Origin of the sequence: Parapedobacter sp., assembly GCF_035556095.1 — a bacterium.
Lineage (GTDB): Bacteria > Bacteroidota > Bacteroidia > Sphingobacteriales > Sphingobacteriaceae > Parapedobacter.
Genome location: NZ_DATMFT010000005.1, coordinates 159,368 through 176,368, shown reverse-complemented (window position 1 = coordinate 176,368; position 17,001 = coordinate 159,368). Strand labels below are relative to the sequence as shown.

The 17,001-nt window shown below is 49.5% G+C and carries 13 protein-coding genes; 5 read left to right on the top strand and 8 right to left on the bottom strand.

All coding sequences use genetic code 11. The annotated features are described in order from the left end of the window. Positions 1-6: 6 nt before the first annotated feature. Positions 7-3,276 (bottom strand): TonB-dependent receptor, encoded by a 3,270-nt coding sequence (locus tag VNQ80_RS02765; RefSeq protein ID WP_325635920.1) that lies wholly within the window; start codon positions 3,274-3,276, stop codon positions 7-9. 303 nt (positions 3,277-3,579) lie between these two features. Between VNQ80_RS02765 and VNQ80_RS02760 the strand changes: the two genes are divergently transcribed. Further along, positions 3,580-4,455 (top strand): AraC family transcriptional regulator, encoded by an 876-nt coding sequence (locus VNQ80_RS02760; protein ID WP_325635919.1) that lies wholly within the window; start codon positions 3,580-3,582, stop codon positions 4,453-4,455. Here the strand turns inward: VNQ80_RS02760 and pdeM are convergent. From pdeM to VNQ80_RS02740, 4 genes are all read right to left on the bottom strand, one after another. Next, entirely contained in the window at positions 4,431-5,081 is a 651-nt protein-coding gene (gene pdeM / locus VNQ80_RS02755) for a ligase-associated DNA damage response endonuclease PdeM (protein ID WP_325635918.1), read from the bottom strand. The two genes, VNQ80_RS02760 and pdeM, sit on opposite strands and share 25 nt — an antisense overlap. Positions 5,082-5,085: 4 nt before the next feature. After that, positions 5,086-7,503: a ligase-associated DNA damage response DEXH box helicase gene (locus tag VNQ80_RS02750; protein ID WP_325635917.1), complete on the bottom strand. Its 2,418-nt coding sequence runs from the start codon at positions 7,501-7,503 to the stop codon at positions 5,086-5,088. 357 nt (positions 7,504-7,860) lie between these two features. Next, on the bottom strand, positions 7,861-9,459 hold the full coding sequence (locus VNQ80_RS02745; RefSeq protein ID WP_325635916.1) for an ATP-dependent DNA ligase: 1,599 nt from the start codon (positions 9,457-9,459) through the stop codon (positions 7,861-7,863). Beyond that, positions 9,456-10,448: a ligase-associated DNA damage response exonuclease gene (locus tag VNQ80_RS02740; RefSeq protein ID WP_325635915.1), complete on the bottom strand. Its 993-nt coding sequence runs from the start codon at positions 10,446-10,448 to the stop codon at positions 9,456-9,458. Before VNQ80_RS02740 ends, VNQ80_RS02745 begins: the two co-directional genes overlap by 4 nt. A gap of 62 nt (positions 10,449-10,510) precedes the next feature. Between VNQ80_RS02740 and VNQ80_RS02735 the strand changes: the two genes are divergently transcribed. Beyond that, entirely contained in the window at positions 10,511-10,954 is a 444-nt protein-coding gene (locus VNQ80_RS02735; RefSeq protein ID WP_325635914.1) for an acyl-CoA thioesterase, read from the top strand. Between the two features lie 76 nt (positions 10,955-11,030). Here the strand turns inward: VNQ80_RS02735 and VNQ80_RS02730 are convergent, their stop codons facing one another. Beyond that, positions 11,031-11,468, bottom strand: coding sequence for an Hsp20/alpha crystallin family protein (locus tag VNQ80_RS02730; RefSeq protein ID WP_325635913.1), 438 nt, complete (start codon positions 11,466-11,468; stop codon positions 11,031-11,033). A 192-nt stretch (positions 11,469-11,660) separates the two neighbouring features. Beyond that, on the bottom strand, positions 11,661-12,050 hold the full coding sequence (gene folB / locus VNQ80_RS02725; RefSeq protein ID WP_325635912.1) for a dihydroneopterin aldolase: 390 nt from the start codon (positions 12,048-12,050) through the stop codon (positions 11,661-11,663). Positions 12,051-12,309: 259 nt separating this feature from the next. Here folB and VNQ80_RS02720 point away from each other — a divergent pair, with 259 nt between their 5' ends. Both VNQ80_RS02720 and VNQ80_RS02715 read left to right on the top strand, forming a co-directional pair. Beyond that, positions 12,310-13,482: an acyl-CoA dehydrogenase family protein gene (locus VNQ80_RS02720; protein WP_325635911.1), complete on the top strand. Its 1,173-nt coding sequence runs from the start codon at positions 12,310-12,312 to the stop codon at positions 13,480-13,482. A 47-nt stretch (positions 13,483-13,529) separates the two neighbouring features. Then, positions 13,530-14,273 carry a DUF1080 domain-containing protein gene (locus tag VNQ80_RS02715; RefSeq protein ID WP_325635910.1) on the top strand — a complete coding sequence of 248 codons (744 nt, stop codon included), beginning with the start codon at positions 13,530-13,532 and terminating at the stop codon, positions 14,271-14,273. Between the two features lie 88 nt (positions 14,274-14,361). On the opposite strand, the gene asnB is transcribed toward VNQ80_RS02715, so the two are convergent. Further along, positions 14,362-16,047 carry an asparagine synthase B gene (gene asnB, locus VNQ80_RS02710; RefSeq protein WP_325635909.1) on the bottom strand — a complete coding sequence of 562 codons (1,686 nt, stop codon included), beginning with the start codon at positions 16,045-16,047 and terminating at the stop codon, positions 14,362-14,364. A gap of 353 nt (positions 16,048-16,400) precedes the next feature. Between asnB and purN the strand changes: the two genes are divergently transcribed. Next, the gene (gene purN / locus VNQ80_RS02705; protein ID WP_325635908.1) at positions 16,401-16,973 is read left to right on the top strand and encodes a phosphoribosylglycinamide formyltransferase; all 573 of its coding nucleotides are present in this window, start codon (positions 16,401-16,403) and stop codon (positions 16,971-16,973) included. Positions 16,974-17,001: the final 28 nt, after the last annotated feature.

Below are 17,001 nucleotides of genomic sequence, written 5' to 3'. Positions count from 1 at the left end.
TTCGTTTTAAAAAGTCACATTTAACCCAAGGCTCACTACCCTACTAAAGGGATACACTGCACCGGTGAATCCTTGATCCAACAACTCCGGATCAAATAGCTCCGAAATCTTAGTAAACGTCCATAGGTTCTCGCCGGAGGCAAATAACCGGACCCGCTCGATCTTTGCCTTCTTGGTAAGCGCCTGGGGCAACGTATATCCAGCGGTAACATTTTTTAGCCGGATATAAGCCGCATTTTGCAGGTAGCGGGTCTGAGCCGCTTTATTCCGTCCGCTGCTTTCGTAATCTCCGTTGAAATAAGGCCGCGGATAATAGGAATCGAGATTTAATCCCAGGGGATGATCGGGATCATCCCTGAAATAGTCAAGATGGGGTATATACGCAGTAGACCACCAAACATTTGGGCCAGATCCCCAGAAATTGTATCCACCATTGAAGTAATCTCGCTTCATGACGCCTTGGAAGAACATGCGCAGGTCGAGGCCCTTCCAATCCGCGCCCAGGTCAAACCCGAACCGGAACCTCGGTGTGGAGTTTCCGATAACCGAATAGTCTCCTTGGTTATCCATGGTACCCGTACCGCCGTCAACCCTGCCGTCGCCATCGATGTCTTTGAACATGATATCACCCGCACTCCAGTCACTACCGAGGTACTGCTGTCCACCGTTTGGCAACGTCGCTAAATGCGCATCCATTTCCGCTTGGGTTTTTGCGATGCCGATGGTCGTGAAACCCCATATGTTCCCAAGTTCCTGCCCAGCGAGATAAGTCCAGAAGTTGTTTGTCGGATTCGGATACCTCAATACAACGCTTCGTGCGTCCGATAGCATGAATTTTGCCCGGTAGCCCAATCCGTTGCTAAGGCGGTCATTCCAGCTTACCTCCGCTTCGAACCCGTAGGATTTCATGTCGGTATTGTTGGTGGTTGGCACACTTGTGCCCAGTACTTTCGGCAGCTGTGGCGCTGGTCCCACCATGTCTTCCGTATAACGGGTGAAGTAATCAAACGTGAACGCTAACCGATTCCGAAGGGCTTCCACATCGATTCCTATGTTCCAAGCCCTGATATTTTCCCACGTGAGTACTGCACTTACCAACCCTGGGGCCGACGCGGTGTTTGGTCGCGCATTATTGATGATCCAACCGCCGTTAGCCGTATTTACCGGCATAGTTACATATGTGGGGTAGATTGAACTGGTGTTCTGGTTGCCCAATACGCCATAGGAGCCCCGCAGCTTAAGCTGACTGATGTTCTTTATATGAGCCTTCCAGAACTCTTCACCGGCAATATTCCATCCCGCAGAAAAAGAAGGAAAACTGCCCCAACGTTTGTCTGCACGGAATCGCGATGTACCATCGTACCGGTAGTTGAGTTCAACAAAATACCGCTCGTCATAACTGTAGTTGATTCGACCAAAATAACCCATCGTTGCCCAGTCGTTTTCTCCTCCGGATACTGATGGTGGAATAGTAGACCCATCCAGTGCCTGCCCCGTAGTTACGTTGATAGTGGGATTTTCCCGGATAATCATGCCATGACGGGTTGCGGAGGCATTCCGGAATTTGTTGTATTCCGATTGGAATCCAGCCATCACCTGAAACCCATGCTTATCAATGGATTTATCATATCGCGCGAAATAATCTTGTGAAATATAATCGTAGCGTTCAATATATTCACTCACATAATTTTCCGGCTCGGCCACATACGGGTTTCCCTCCACGTCATGCGCATAGGTGGTCAGTCTTACTGTCCGTGCAAAGCGGTCGCCGAGGTTGTAATAAAAACGACCTTGCAAGGTCAGTCCGGGCAATGGATCAGCGATGAGGCGGAATTGGTTACTGCTGTTATCGATAATGCGGTTGTAGCGGCCGCCAACCGCTATGATGGATAACCGGTCGGTCGTTACATCAAACAAATGACCATTCGGATCGTAGAGCGGATTGGCTGGCTGGGTCCTACTCATGTATTGCATATATCGGCCCTCGAAGTCCGATGGGCGGTCGTAATCTTCCCGTGAAAATTTTCCATTATAACCCAAGGTAAGCCAATCAGCGATTTTAGACTCGAGGTTCACAACTGCATTGTATCGCGTCAAATCATCACCACCCAACCTCAACATACCTGTCTGATTAAGTACATTGCCAGACAAGTAATAATTCATCGCATTACCGCCCCCACGCATACTCAGCGTATGTTCATTGGCAGGCGAGCTTGAACGGAATACCGACGTCCACCAGTCGTGATTGTCGTTGCCTTCAGACGAACCGCCCGCCCAACGTACAGGATTTCCCGGATCGGGGGGAATGTTTGTCACTCCGGATTTGCCGGCCATATAATCGATAATCCGCTGCATACGCTCAGGGCCCACAAAATCCGGCGCCCCGCTGTTTCTCGATGCATCGTTGATAAAAAGTGCCCAACGATATGAATCAGCTGTCTCAGGGAAATTGATGGGTGAGGAATTACGGAAACTGTTGTTATACGTGATAATCGGCCCGCCTTTTGTTCCCCGCTTGGTCGTAATTAAGATCACGCCGAACGGTGCCCGAGATCCGTAGATGGATGATGCTGCTGCGTCTTTGAGGATCGAAATACTCTCAATATCATTTGGACTCAGGTGATTAGGGTTCCCTTCGGCACCATCGATTAAAATCAGCGGACCGCCGTTGGACCCCTGGCCGATTGTATTGCGGCCCCGAATGTTGATTGTCGGAGCACTCTCGAGGCTCCCCCCATAACTGCTTTGCCCTATTTCTAAACCGGTAGCTAAACCTTGCAGCGCTTGCGCGACATTGGTTACCGGCCTTGATTCCAGTTCTCTACTGCCGATCACTGAAACCGAGCCTGTGACGTTGGCCTTTCGTTGGGTAGCAAAACCCACAACCACAACTTCATCCAATGCTGATGCTAACTTGAGTGAAATGTTGACAATATTTCGGGTGCCTATTTCCACTTCTTCGTCAACGTAGCCAACGTATGAGAACACCAGCACGGCGTGTTCGCCGGGCACCGAGATCTTAAATGTGCCGTCATCTACGGTCGATGTACCTGTGGTGGTACCACTCACCACAATACTTACACCCGGCAGCCCCTCTCCCTGTTCGTTCGTGACTTTGCCAGATACTTCCCGTTGGATGAGCCCCCCAGACCCATACCCTTTAAGCATGTGGGGAACGGAAAGGATGATAACTATCATCATCCACCAGTTTGCAACCCGCATAGTGCGGCCCGTGCCTCGGCTCGCACCGATAGTTTTAGGTATTTTCTTCTTCATAATTCATATAAATAAATAATTGATGATTTATCAATTGCAATATTAGCGTGAATATCCACCTGAAAGAAAAACGAAGTTTGCAGCTTTTGACACTATATTTCCCTCGAGGCTAACCTGCTCGACGTGTGCTTGGTTGGGTGTTTAGGCTTCATTATCAATCTTAATCACGGTTTAATAAGCTATAAACATACGTAATTCGTTTCTAAATTTGCCGTGTTTTACACTATATTACCCTTCGTATACGGCATTAATAGGATTTTTAAATATAATTCCGATATTCGAATAGCTTAAAAAACCTATATTATGTTACCGGTATACCGAAAAATCACTTATTCGCAATTGTTCTCATTTTCCACCGTGTTGGAGAATCCTCCAGAATTCGATACGGCGTGGCATCATCACCCCGAATACGAACTGATTATGATTACGGGAAGTGTAGGCACCCGATTCATGGGCGACAGTATCCAGCAGTTCAATGAAACCGAGTTGGTTCTTGTAGGCCCCAGCCTTCCCCATTGCTGGAAAGAAGACCTCGGCAACAAGAACCCCAACGCCAAAGCCTATGTCATCCATTTTTCCGCCGACTTCCTCGGGAAAGATTTTTTTGATATTCCGGAAGGCCGACAGATCAAGCATCTACTGGAACAATCGCAGCTCGGTTTGCGTTTTCCACCTGAAATTGAACAGCTTGCCGTTTGGAAAATCTTGCAGATATTCGAAACAACCGATTTTGACCGGATAATGAACTTGTTGGGATTGTTGAACTTGCTTGCCAAATCAGATTCGTTTGAACAGATATCGAGCCCGGGTTTTATCAATTCATTTGTAGAGAACCAATCTGACCGTATCAATAAGGTGTTTGAATACACATTGGAAAACTTCAAGAAACCCGTCGACCTAGACACCGTAGCCGGGCTAGCGCATATGAGCAAAACGGCATTCTGCCGGTTTTTCCGGAAAAGCACCGGAAAAACCTATTTCGATTTTCTGAAAGAAATACGGTTGGGCCATGCCTGCAAACTCCTGCAGGAAAGCGACCTGAGTATTCATCAAGTAGGCTTTCATTGTGGCTACGAAAGCATGTCGAATTTCAACAAGCAATTCAGGGAACTGTTCGCTACCACACCATTTAAATACCGGCAAAGTTTGTTGAATCAAAGTCCCCATTCCCAAACCTGATCTCCCGCTATTGGATAAATGCGAGCATGACGTGCAGGTTGAACAAGGTACAACCCGGTTAATGAACCGAAAGCCGGAAGCAGCAATATCTGCTCCCGGTAGTAGAAACAAGGCAAACGGTACGCCTGTCTTCCTTTTGCAGGAATAAGACATCCCGGATGCACATGTCCTGCTAGGTTAAGTCGTCCAGCAAACCCATTCTCTTCGGGATGATGGGTACAATGGATATGCGGTGCGATGGAATACGACGCTACCACATCAACCGCCGCCTTTTCCAATAAATCGTCCGGCAGGATATCGTGATTGCCGCGCGTAAGAATAAATCGTATTGAAGGATTAGCCATCCGGAACCGCTCAAACACCAACCATTCGCTGTTCAGGTCGCTATGGAAGAGATCGCCCAGAAAAACCACGGTGTCCACTGCATATCTATCCAACAACGACTGGATACGCAGCACGTCTTTGTCGACCGATGCGGACGGCATGAAAATCCCTGCCTTACGGAAATGGGTGCTTTTCCCCAAATGCCAATCGGCTACGACCAGCGTACGGTAATCGGGTAGCCAAAGTGCCCGTTCGGGCAACAATACGAGATCCGTATCTATCAACCGGATTGTTTTTGCCATACCGCTATGCTTCCAATTGATTTTTCAATTTCTCCAACCGGGATTGCCAATCCTCATTGCTATACCGCTCGCGGAAAGACTCCGCAAATATCGGGAAGGCAAACGGTGTGAGCTGGCCTGGACGCTGCACAATAATGCGGTGGGTCTCAATGCGTCTGAATGCTTTATGCATGCGCGATGCTTCCAACTGAAAATCATACACTTCATCGTAGGCTTGCTGGAGTAACAGATTGCGGGCATCATGCTCTTCAAAGACAGAAAAAAACAACCCCGAATTGGCCTGGAGATGCTTGGTCTTCATCGGTTTACCCGGATACCCCTGAAATACCAAGCCTGCAATGCCGGCGATGTCACGGAATTTGCGCCTCGCCATCTCCCGGATGTTGATGCCGCTGCGGATATCGTCGAACAGGCTGTCAGTGGCAAACAACCCGTTTCGCAAAGCCTCGTCTAACGGTATCGGAGCATCACAAAGCAGCTCAAACCCGTACTCATTGCTTGCGATGCTGAATGTCGCCTTTTGGATGCTGCTTAGGCGGTAAGCCACCACGGCAGCCATCCCCTCATGTACCAGCTTTCCTTCAAATGGATAGACAAATAGGTGGTGGCCATATCTCGTCTGGATGTATTCCACCAAGAGTTCATCTTCATCCGGCAGTGCCGAAACACGACGCTGTTCAGCAAACAGCGGTTGCAGAAACCGTAATTCTGCCGCAATCCCCCGGCCTTTCCGCTGGATTTCCGCAAACGTGTGCCGAAGCGCTGCCCCGAAATTGTCCGATATGGGAAATCGCCCGCCCATCCACGAGGGGACAGCTCCTTTTTTGCCCTTGGCCGGGCGGACGATAGCCTGGATATCCTTTACATGTACCAACTCCAGCAGCCTACCCGAAAACCAGAACGTATCACCGGGTTGGAGCCGCGAAATAAACCATTCCTCAATGGTACCCAAGTATTTGCCACTCATGAATTTCACGCGCATCATCGTGTCGGAAACAATGGCGCCGATGCTCAAACGGTGGCGCATGGCTACGCGTTTACTGGTAACGCGATACACGCTGTTTTCCACTACTACTTTATGGAATTCCTCATACGTATCCAGGGTTCGGCCACCCTGCGTAACCATCAGTAAGCATTCGTCGAATTCCTCACGGCTAATCGATCCAAAACAGTGTGTTCGTTTGATTTCGCTATATAACTCCTCTGCACGGAAACCATCGGATACGGCCAACGTAACCATATATTGAATTAAAACATCGAACGACCGCACATACGGCATCCGTTGCTCTACCAGGCCGTTGGCCACGGCATAGCGTATGGCCGCCCCTTCCATGATTTCCAGTGAATGGGTAGGTAGGAAAAAAATCGTACTTGTTTCGCCTGGCCGATGGCCGCTCCTACCCGCCCGCTGCACGAACCGGGCCACGCCCTTCGGTGAACCGATCTGTACCACACAATCCACCGGGCGGAAGTCGACCCCAAGGTCGAGACTGCTTGTACAAACCACGGCTTTGAGCGTGCCTCGGTGCAGCGCATCTTCCACCCATATGCGTAGTTCGTCGCTCAACGACCCGTGGTGGATAGCTAACGCACCGGATAGCTGCGGTGCGGCATCGAGCAACCGATGGTACCAGATTTCTGCCTGTGATCGTGTATTGGTAAACAGCAAGGTCGACCGATGGGATTCGATGATGGGCACGACTTTGTCAATCATGGAGGTACCGATGTGGCCTGCCCAAGGGAACCGCTCCAAGGTATCAGGAAGCAGTGTCTCCATGTAGGTGTCTTTTTTCAGGTTAGCCCGCACAAGCTTACCGCAATGGCCATCGCCCAGCAGAATATCCATAGCCTCATTGAGGTTGCCAATGGTAGCGGAGATTCCCCACACCTGAAGCTTTGGGCATATCGACCGGAGGTGGCTAAGGGCTAACTCGACCAATACCCCCCGCTTGCTCCCCACCAGCTCATGCCATTCATCGACGACCACGAACTCCAAACCGCTAAAAAATTCACGATACCCCTTAGATGCCAATAGGAGATGGACGCTCTCGGGCGTCGTAATTAACGCTTGGGGAGGGTTGTTCCGCTGCCGTTGCCGCTCGGCTGTATGGGTGTCGCCCGTTCGTAGCCCAATACGGTAGTCGAGCTCCAAGTCGTTGCTCACCGCCTGTGTGGCTTGCAAAATCTCAGCAGAAAGTGCGCGCAATGGTGTAATCCACAATCCGTGGAGTCCTTTCCGGCGTTTCTCTTTTCGGTAATACCGCTGGAGGATGCCAAACCATACGGCGAAGGTTTTGCCATATCCGGTAGGTGCGTTCAGCAACCCCGATTTACCGGCAGCGATAGCGGCCCACGTTTCCTGTTGGAAACGGTGGGGCTGCCAGCCCTTATTGAAAAACCATGTTTCTGCGAATATGTTCAATGACAATATAACCCGATATGCAAAGGTAAGGTTTTATAATTCAAGTAAAAACCTCGCCAAGACCGTGCCGCAAAGGTTTCTACACGGTTCGACTCTTGTTCGCCAGTGGTTCGAGACTGCTTCGCTATGCCTGCACCCTGTGAGCACGGTAAGTCCACGTTGAGTCCACGTTTTTACCGTAAAAACGTGGATACACCCCGGACTCAGCATAGGCGCAACTTGGTTTCGTTGCGAAGCAGGTGCGACGCAGGTACGAAGCAGGTATTAACTATTGACGAACATGTTGCAATGGGAAGGTAAATGTTAAATGCGGTGGAGACGATACGTCCCACTAAGATACAAAAAAATCATTACCTTTTACCTTAATGCGTCAATCAACTGCAATAAATCTGCCTTGGTATTAGCGTCCTCGGGCGACTTGTCGCGTCGCCAGCGCAGAATACGCGGAAAGCGTAGCGCCACACCGGATTTATGCCTGCTGCTTTCCCCGATGCCCTCGAAAGCGATCTCGAAGACATGATACGGTGTGACACTCCGTACCGGACCAAAGCGTTCGAGCGTATTGCGCTTGATCCAGTTATCCAGTTCGGCAATTTCTTTGTCGGTAAGGCCCGAATACGCTTTGGCGAACGGCACCAATACACCTTCTTCATCCCATACCCCAAAAGTGTAATCGGTATAAAGATTGGCTCGACGGCCATGACCACTTTGGGCATAAATGAGTACACCATCGGCGGTAAGTGGGTCCGTCTTCCACTTCCACCAGTTGCCACGCCGCCGACCGCTGCCATAGGGGCTATCCTTACGTTTGAGCATCACGCCCTCGCAATGGAATTCGCGCGCCCGTTGGCGGAAATCCGCTACCTCGCGCCAGCTATCGAAAGCCATGGTTTCCGACAGCAGCAGTGCCGGATAGGATGTAGGCGAAGACAACAGACCTTGCAGGAGGTCACGGCGCTCATGCATCGGCCTGCCCCGGATATCTTCCCCGTTCCATTCCAGCAAGTCATAACATACCATCACCAATGGGGCCTCGCTAAGCGATTTAGGCGAAAGGTTTTTGCGCCCGATTCGTGTTTGCATCACCTGAAAGGGCAACGGATGCCCTTCCTGCCACGGAATGATTTCGCCGTCGATAACTGTACCGTCGGGCAACATTTCCGCTAACGGACCGAACTCGGGAAATTTGTCGGTGAGTAAATCCTCCCCCCTGCTCCACACGAAAAGCTGTCCGTTCCGGACAATCAGCTGTCCCCGGATACCGTCGAGCTTTCTCTCAATGTACCAACCGCCCACGTCACCCAATGATTCGGGCGATGTATCCAATTGGTAAGCCAAGTAAAAGGGATATGGCTGGAAATCACGCTCGCCCAAAGTAGTTTCCGAAAACAGCGAGGCCATGGTCTCGGCGGTAGGCATCCATTTACCCATTAACCGGTGCGCTACGGCGGTTTCATCCATACCGAGATAGGTAGCCAGCGCCTTGATGACCAATTGACGGGATACGCCCATCCGAAAATTTCCCGTAATCAATTTAGTGAAAACGAATCGTTCGTCTTTATCGAGACGTTTCCAATAACCGGTTATGCTTGCTTTTTTCTCTTCATCGGTTCGCTTCGAGAGGTTGGCCAGCTCGTCGACCACCTGTGGAAGGGTGAAAGCTTGGCCGGGTTCCGCTTGCGGGGGGAGCACGAGTGCGATCGCTTCAGCGAGATCGCCCACGACGTGGTACGATGCTTCAAAAAGCCAGCTCGGTATTCCGGCTGCAGACGCTGCCCATCCTTTGAGATCCGCGGTTTTTACGGGGCGCCGTGGTCGATTGCCGATCAATAGCGCGATGGCATATAATGCGCTTCTATCGTCGCTATTTTCAAGGTAATTTACGATGGCGCCCACCTTTGCGTTCGTCTTTGTTGTTTGGTCGATGGCAATAAACAATTTAGTGAACCGCTTCATAGATCACCCTCCGTCGTCTCGCCGCCTTGCAGATGTACCTCGCGCGCATAGAGGCCCTTTTCTTCCCGCAGCCAACGCGCAAATGGCCCTTCATAGCCGTGGGTTACGTATACATTCTCAGCGCCCGTGGCGGCTACCGCCGTGTTCAACTGCTTCCAATCTGCATGATCCGAAAGGACAAACCCTCGGTCTACGCCCCGGCGCCTGCGTGCGCCGCGGAGTTGCATCCAGCCGCTGCATAATGCAATCCGGTAGGGCGATAGCTTCTTTAGCCAAGGTGAGCCGAGCGCAGATGGCGGCGCCACAACGACGGCTCCTTTTATCGTGGCACGGTCGGTCTCCGGGGTGATGCGCTCACCGGCGAACTGATAACCGATTTCTGCCAGCACTGCATTTACGTTGGCCACAGCGCCATGTATGAATACTGGCCCGGTTGCGGGGTCTAAGTGCTGGAGCAGCACTTGCGACTTACCCAATGCATAGGCCAACAACACCGTATTGAACCCGGCTTCCGCATTCTGCCGCCACCATTGCTTGATTTCTAACAATACAGATGCAGGATCGGGAAAACGGTATATGGGTAGTGCGAATGTAGACTCCGTTACGAAAGAATGGCAGCGCACCGGCTCATAGGGTACGCTTATTCCATCATGAGTAAGCTTATAGTCACCGGAAACCACCCAAACTTCACCGCCATATTCTAGTCTCACTTGGGCGGAGCCAATAATATGCCCAGCCGGATGCAGGCTAATGCGGACACCGTTTAGGGTAACCACTTCCCCGTATTCCAGTGATTGGATGGCGGTATCTATCCCCAATCGCAAGCGAAGGATGGCTGCCGTATGCGGATGGCAGAGGTAACGACCCATGCCCCACCGCGCGTGGTCGCTGTGGCCATGGGTCACCACCGCCCGCTCTACAGGCTGCCAAGGATCGATATACACATCGGCTTGGGGGCAATATATGCCCCGTGTAGTGAATTGCAACATCGTTAGCACATTAACAAAAATAGCGGCGGTTGGTTTATCGATATTATTGCTATGTTTGGGTTATGGAAGAAAACGTTTTCTATGAAGGGCAGATTATCTGGGCACAGATCGATGCCAATCGGCACCTACGCCACTCTGCCTATGCCGATCTCTGCGCCCAAGCGAGGAGCAATATGCTGCGGGATACGGGGCTTTCGCTTGACAAGATTGCGGAAATGAATATCGGTCCGGTACTTTTCCGCGAAGAATTGGTATACCTTCGCGAAATACACCTCAATGACGAAGTGAAGGTGACCGTAGTGATGACCAAATACAACACGATCAACTCCCGGTTCTCATTCCGGCATGAGATTTATCGGTCAGACGGGACAAAATGTGCTGTGGTAACCGTTGACGGCGCATGGATGGATATCGAAAAACGGAAACTCACGATATTACCGAAAGAATGGCAAGCCATCGTAATCCACCTACCTAAAAGTGCCGATTACGAAGAAGTGACTACCTAAGCGCAAATGAAAAAGCCCATGGTATATCATCCATGGGCCCGGGGAACTATAATATTTAATGTCCGACTAATCTTTTCTAGTTCACTTCAATCAACCGTGAAGCTACTTTTGCTTCTTCTTTTTTGCCGATAGACACTTTCAGCACGCCGTCTTTGTAATTGGCGTCAATACTGTTGTGATCGATGCTTTCCGGCAAGGTGAATGAACGGGTGAACGACGTATAGCTATATTCCCGTTTGCTATATTTTTTGTTTTCGTCGGTATTTTCAACTTTTTTCTCACCAGAAATCGTCAATACGTCTTTATCGACGTTGATTTTGAAATCGCCCTTTTCTAAGCCGGGCGCTGCCAGTTCAATGTGAAATGCATCGCTCGTTTCCGCCACGTTCACCGCCGGCACACGAGAAATGAAACGATCAGACAAGAATGAATCATTGAAAATCGGGTTGAAAAAATCGTTTACCCAGTTGTCTACTCCCCTGTTTTTGTTTCCAGAAAATTTTACCAGTGTCATTTTGTATCCTCCTTTTAATTTTTATGTTTCTGACTTCGGTATCAACCTTCCAAATGATATACCAAACAGGAAAAAACTTGTTTTAATGACTTTATGTCATTTATTATTGAATGTGTAGTGACATATTGTCTTCAATATACCGTTGTTTGTCTTATGTCGATAACCGTCCATTGCGCCATAGAAAATATCGCCTCACACGGTACCGTTGTATGGTGCAGCCCTCCACTTAAGCACGACACGCGCATTGGCACGGTCGCCCCCGAAAGGCGGATTATGTTTGGTGATACCTACTTCAATGCTAAAAACGAACGGAAAATCTGCCCTAACGCGGTGCAATATTGTTTCGACAACCGTTTCGAGTAATTTGCGGGGCTGTTGCATTTCGGTTTTTGCGATGAGGTAAAGCTGCTCGTAATTGACCGTATGCTGCAGTTCATCGGTTGTTGTGCGTTCGCCTTTCTCGAAAGTCACCTCGATATTTACCGTAAATTCATTGCCGAGCACCTGTTCCTCGGCATAGTAACCGTGATAGGCATAAAAACGCGCGTCGACGAGCGCTACCTGTTGGCGGATATGTCCCATACCTGCAAAGGTACAACATTACCAGTCGTTTCATTTGCTCTTTCGTCTAGCCACCTTCCTATACGGTTATTCTATACAAGACAGCTGCCACGAAAAACCTTCTTTCTTCTCCGTTAAAACCTTTTGGAAACAAGACGCTGAAATGCGGCACGTTTCGACTACCCGTCGGAAACCTTCGGGAAGACGATGCCAAGGATGAGTGTATGATGTTCGTTAAACCAGATTTTATCGCTATAATTGCCCATTAAATAGACGATAGATGGGCCAATATACCGCACCGGATTATTACCTGCTAGACGAACTCATCGGCGAAGAACACTTGCTGATCCGCGATAGCGTGAGGCAGTGGGTCAACACTGAACTTATGCCGGTGATCGAGTACCATGCCCAACGTGCGGAATTTCCTAAACAGTTGCTTCCGGGCATGGCCCAACTGGGACTATTTGGGCCGACCATCCCGGAGAATTACGGTGGTGCCGGACTGGATTATTTAGCTTATGGCCTGATGATGCAGGAACTGGAGCGCGGCGATTCCGGCATCCGCTCGACGGCTTCCGTTCAGGGATCGCTTGTGATGTACCCCATCTATGCCTATGGTAGTGAAGAGCAAAAACAACGATATTTGCGCAAGCTTGCCAGCGGGGAATTGATGGGTTGTTTCGGCCTTACCGAACCTAACCACGGTTCCGATCCCGGCAGTATGCTAACACGTTTTGAAGATGACGGCGATGCCGTGCTATTGAATGGGTCGAAGATGTGGATTTCCAACGCTCCGTTCGCAGATATCGCAATGGTTTGGGCCAAAAATCCGGAAGGCAAGGTGCAGGGGCTGATCGTGGAACGGGGCATGGAAGGTTTCACCACGCCCGAAACACACAACAAATGGAGTTTGCGGGCCTCCGCTACCGGCGAGCTTGTATTTGATAACGTACGTGTGCCAAAATCTAATATACTGCCGGGTGTAACCGGCATGCGGGGACCGCTCAGCTGCCTCAACCAGGCGCGGTATGGCATCGCTTGGGGCGCGCTAGGTGCGGCCATGGATTGCTACGACACAGCCTTGCGCTACGCGGGAGAACGGAAACAGTTTGGCAAGCCGATTGCAGGCTTTCAGCTGCAGCAAAAGAAGCTGGCCGAGATGGTCACCGAAATTACGAAGGGGCAGCTACTCGTATGGCGGCTCGCCCAGCTCAAAAACGAAGACCGCGCTACACCGGCACAGATTTCGATGGCCAAACGCAATAACGTAGTCACCGCACTGCATGTTGCCCGTGAGGCCCGCCAAGTACTGGGCGCCATGGGTATCACGAGCGAATACCCCATTATGCGCCATATGATGAACCTCGAATCTGTGGTCACTTATGAAGGCACACATGATGTGCACCTGTTGATCACAGGGATGGATATCACCGGAATCAATGCGTTTAATTAATCTTAAGTCATTAACCTTTTGTCTTTAATCATTATTATAAAATTAGTATGGATACAAAATCAGTTATCATTACCGGCGCGGTGGCATTGCTCGTGCTCCCGGCCCTAGCACAACAATCAAAAATGAAACCGGAAGAAACGGAAGTATGGGAGCCAGAACCTCGGGTCGTTAGTACTGCTGCCGACAAGGCACCCTCGGATGCGGTCATTTTATTCGACGGCACGTCACTTAATCAATGGGTGAGTCAAAAGGATGGGTCTTCTCCGGTGGAATGGGAGGTGTCGGATGGCGCATTCACGGTGGTGGGTGGTAAGGGCGGCATCCAAACCAAACAGCAGTTCACCGATTACCAGCTTCACGTAGAGTGGCGGTCTCCGACAAAGATCGAAGGCGAGGGACAAGGACGCGGTAATAGCGGCATTTTCATGCAGGGGCTATACGAGGTACAGGTATTGGATAGCTACAATAACCGCACGTATTCGAATGGGCAGGCAGCGAGTCTTTATAAGCAGCGGATTCCGCTTGTTAATGCCACCAAGGCACCCGGCGAATGGCAAACGTATGATATCATCTGGACCGCACCACGTTTCAATGCGGAGGGGATACTCATTAGCAAAGCACGTGTCACCGTGTTGCACAACGGGGTACTGGTACAAAACAACGTTGAACTGGATGGCCCAACCGAATTCATTGGCCTTCCTAAATATAAAGCACACGGTGCAGGTCCTATCGTATTGCAGGATCACGGCAATCCAGTAAGTTTCCGCAATATCTGGATAAGGCCACTTTAATTAATTGGTTAATTAATAGTTGATAATGGATAATGAATGGTAATTATCCATTATCAACTATCCATTATCAAAAACTATCAACTGTCAATTAAAAATTAACTATCGCCTTCTCGTAACTTTCGTTATGTACGCTGGCCACCGCCCGGCCTGACGGGTCGTTCAGGTTTTGGAAAGACGCATCCCACGCCAGCGCTTCGGGAGTACTACACGCTACCGATTTGACTGAGGGTACCGTGAGCGCCGAAGCTGTTGAAGGGAAATGCTCCGTAAAAATAGACCTATACAAGTATTCCTCTTTGTTTTGGGGTGGATTAACGGGGAATCGTTCTGACGCCCCCGCTAATTCATCATCACTGACACGTTCCGCAGCCTGTTCTTTCAGTGTATCGATCCAGCTGTATCCTACACCGTCTGAAAACTGTTCTTTTTGGCGCCAAGCAATGCTTTCAGGCAGATAATCCTCGAATGCCTTCCGTACGACCCATTTTTCCATCCGTCCCTCGCGGATCATCTTATCTTCGGGGTTCAAACGCATAGCGATATCCATAAATTCCTTGTCGAGGAAAGGTACACGGCCCTCTACACCCCAGGCTGCTAACGATTTGTTCGCCCGTAAACAGTCGTAGAGATGCAGCTTGCCAAGCTTGCGGACCGTCTCTTCGTGGAATTCCTTGGCATTGGGCGCTTTATGGAAATACAAGTATCCGCCGAACAACTCATCGGACCCCTCGCCCGATAACACCATCTTAATACCCATCGATTTGATGACCCGTGCAAGGAGGTACATGGGTGTTGATGCACGTATGGTGGTCACATCATAGGTTTCGAGGTGATAAATCACATCGCGCACCGCATCGAGCCCTTCCTGTATTGTAAAGTTGATTTCATGGTGAATCGTGCCGATGTGGTCAGCAGCCTTTTTTGCCGCGATGAGGTCTGGCGAACCCTTTAGTCCCACCGCAAACGAATGCAACCGCGGGTACCAAGCTTTTTCCTGATCGTTAGACTCCACACGCCGCGATGCGAACTTCTTCGTTACGGCAGCAATTACCGATGAGTCTAATCCACCCGAAAGCAATACGCCATAAGGTACGTCAGACATCAATTGGCGGTGTACGGCATCTTCAAGTCCTTTACGCAATACATCGATATCGGTAACGTTATCCTTCACGGCATCGTATTGTTCCCAATCGCGGGTGTACCATTTCTGTGGCGTGTTGCCCTCCTTACTATATAGGTAATGCCCCGGAGGAAACGTTTCTATCCGGCTACAATAGCCCTCCAACGCCTTCAGTTCGGAAGCAACATAAAAAGTGCCTGCTTCGTCCCATCCCATATATAGGGGGATAATTCCGATATGGTCACGGGCAACCAAATACGCATCGCTGTCAACGTCATAAAGTGCAAACGCAAAAATGCCGTTCAAATCTTCAATGAACCGTGGTCCTTTCTTCTCATAGAGCGCCAAGATGACCTCACTATCAACTTGCGTGGAAAATTCATAATTGGACAGCTCATTCCGCAACTGTTGGTGATTGTAAATCTCGCCATTCACTGCAAGCACGATATTACGATTCGAACTGTACAGCGGCTGTTGGCCAGATTTCGGGTCAACGATTGCTAAACGTTCATGCGCCAATATAGCTCGATCTGAGCTATATATCCCCGACCAGTCCGGTCCCCGATGACGAATCTTCTTCGACATCTTCAATACCTGGGGGCGCAATTCTTCCGACTTGGTTTTCAAGTCAAAAGCTCCAATGATTCCACACATAAATGTAATACGAATTAAATACTCATTCTAGCTAATGTTGCAAAGTAACGGATAAAATATTGACATTCGCAACAGAAACTATTTTTTTTAATCATTTTTTCAAAAAAATGAGATTATTCAAATAATTATATTAATGAAACCAGCTGTGTACTGTCACAATTTTAATATACACCCTTCTTCAAAAAGGCGTTATGCCCCGTGGGATCCCATGTGGGGCACGAGCTATTGGTCGACCGCAAGATAAACACTATTTTTGCAGCGCCCAAAGATAATCGTATGCCTTGCTTTATTAGGCAAACTTTATTAAGTTTGGGTGCATTCTGCTGGAGAATCCATCAATTCAACAAAGAAACGTGAAAAAAAGAATCGCTATTTTTGCTTCAGGCTCAGGGTCGAACGCCCAGAAAATTATGGAACATTTCAAATACGACGACCGGGCCGAAGTCGCTTTGATTCTGAGCAATAACCCGGATGCGTATGTGCTCCAGCGTGCCGACAACTTCGAGGTACCTACCCATGTATTTGACAGGTACGCGTTATACCAAACGGACGAAATCGTCGATCTCCTTATTAAACTTCAGATTGATTTGGTGGTGCTGGCGGGATTCCTTTGGTTGGTTCCACAAAACCTGTTGGAAAAATACCCCAACAAAATCATCAATATCCACCCTGCATTGCTGCCCGCTTATGGCGGTAAAGGTATGTACGGTGATCGCGTGCATCAAGCTATACTCGATGCCGGTGATGAGGAATCCGGCATAACCATCCATTTCGTCAATGAGCAGTTTGATGAAGGCGAAATTATCTATCAAGCTCGTTTCCGTATCGAACCAAGCGACAGTCTGGAAGTCATCAAGTTCAAGGGACAGCAATTGGAGCACCTCCATTATCCGAAAGTCATTGAAAACCTGCTAAAGAAAATGTGACCGACAGGATTTTTGTTATCTTTGCCGC

Coding starts and splice junctions, on each gene's coding strand:
- VNQ80_RS02765 (WP_325635920.1), bottom strand. CDS start 3,276: ATGAAGAAGAAAATACCTAAAACTATCGGTGCGAGCCGAGGCACGGGC.
- VNQ80_RS02760 (WP_325635919.1), top strand. CDS start 3,580: ATGTTACCGGTATACCGAAAAATCACTTATTCGCAATTGTTCTCATTT.
- pdeM (WP_325635918.1), bottom strand. CDS start 5,081: ATGGCAAAAACAATCCGGTTGATAGATACGGATCTCGTATTGTTGCCC.
- VNQ80_RS02745 (WP_325635916.1), bottom strand. CDS start 9,459: ATGAAGCGGTTCACTAAATTGTTTATTGCCATCGACCAAACAACAAAG.
- VNQ80_RS02740 (WP_325635915.1), bottom strand. CDS start 10,448: ATGTTGCAATTCACTACACGGGGCATATATTGCCCCCAAGCCGATGTG.
- VNQ80_RS02735 (WP_325635914.1), top strand. CDS start 10,511: ATGGAAGAAAACGTTTTCTATGAAGGGCAGATTATCTGGGCACAGATC.
- VNQ80_RS02730 (WP_325635913.1), bottom strand. CDS start 11,468: ATGACACTGGTAAAATTTTCTGGAAACAAAAACAGGGGAGTAGACAAC.
- folB (WP_325635912.1), bottom strand. CDS start 12,050: ATGGGACATATCCGCCAACAGGTAGCGCTCGTCGACGCGCGTTTTTAT.
- VNQ80_RS02720 (WP_325635911.1), top strand. CDS start 12,310: ATGGGCCAATATACCGCACCGGATTATTACCTGCTAGACGAACTCATC.
- VNQ80_RS02715 (WP_325635910.1), top strand. CDS start 13,530: ATGGATACAAAATCAGTTATCATTACCGGCGCGGTGGCATTGCTCGTG.
- asnB (WP_325635909.1), bottom strand. CDS start 16,047: ATGTGTGGAATCATTGGAGCTTTTGACTTGAAAACCAAGTCGGAAGAA.